This is a genomic window from Staphylococcus pettenkoferi, from assembly GCF_002902685.1.
Lineage (GTDB): Bacteria > Bacillota > Bacilli > Staphylococcales > Staphylococcaceae > Staphylococcus > Staphylococcus pettenkoferi.
The window spans coordinates 1-989 of the sequence record NZ_PPRN01000102.1; the positions used below are offsets into that span (position 1 = coordinate 1).

The window sequence follows — 989 nt, forward strand, 5'->3', positions numbered from 1 at the left end:
CATTATTAGAGTTTATCGTGTTAGGCTTATGCACCCTTACATGACAATAATCTTTTGTAATATATTGCAGAGTAGGACACTCTATTTTACCTATACTAATATCAAATTTGTAATCGATATTCTTCTTATTTGAAACTGAAGATATTGGAAGAACGGTCAAATCTGTGTGAAAGTAATTTCTCTCTATAGCTACTACAAGCATTGGTCGTACTTTAAATCTTACTGATTTCGTCTTCATATCATAGTAATGCATTCTAGATTTAACAATAGTATTTACTAGTTCACTCGGTTGATAATTGAAAACCAAATTTCATCGTCTCCCAATCTACGTCTTCAAACTCATCGACATACATGTCATATAAATGATCATACATACGATTTGGATCAATGTCTGGATCATTAACTATGACTGGTATTGCTCCATCAGCAATATCATAGCTTTTTAAATAATAATCTGATTTTATAGTACGGCTTAAATCACTCAGATACTCTAAAGTGAAGATGCCGTATGTCTTAACTGTATGATCAATAATCTCTTTTGCAGAACTATCTTGACACGTACCTATTTGAGAGCCATCCTTTTCGAAGAATGAAGCTAATATCGGAATCTCCGGTTCTTTATCCCCTTTTACTAAAGAAGGGGAATACAAAGGCTTATCCGTAATTTGATAACATATAAATTCTGCTAAGAACACAAATATTTGTAACTTAGTAGAATCGTTGCCGAACTTAACGCTATAAGTATTTTCATAAGACTCGATAAGATACTTTGCAACTGCAAAAATATTTTCCATAGTCATTATCCTTTCTTGTTGTAATGTATCGTTGATGCAACTGTTTCATAAAATCCTATCTTATTCATATAAATCTCAAATTCACTTGAAGCTTCATTTTCTACGTTTCGCCTAAACTATACTTTTCTATATCTTACACGCAGAGAGTAACCCTTGTCTATATAATTTATACAAAAACTTTAAATTGCTATCCAT

Annotated in this window: 1 protein-coding gene and 1 pseudogene; both read right to left on the reverse strand. The window is 31.6% G+C overall.

Annotated features, from left to right (window positions below; genetic code table 11):
- Positions 1-238 (reverse strand): annotated as a pseudogene (locus CD126_RS12255) (hypothetical protein); the annotation flags it as partial.
- Positions 239-281: 43 nt separating this feature from the next.
- Entirely contained in the window at positions 282-794 is a 513-nt protein-coding gene (locus CD126_RS11850) for a hypothetical protein (RefSeq protein ID WP_049406550.1), read from the reverse strand.
- Positions 795-989: the final 195 nt, after the last annotated feature.

Coding starts and splice junctions, on each gene's coding strand:
- CD126_RS11850 (WP_049406550.1), bottom strand. CDS start 794: ATGGAAAATATTTTTGCAGTTGCAAAGTATCTTATCGAGTCTTATGAA.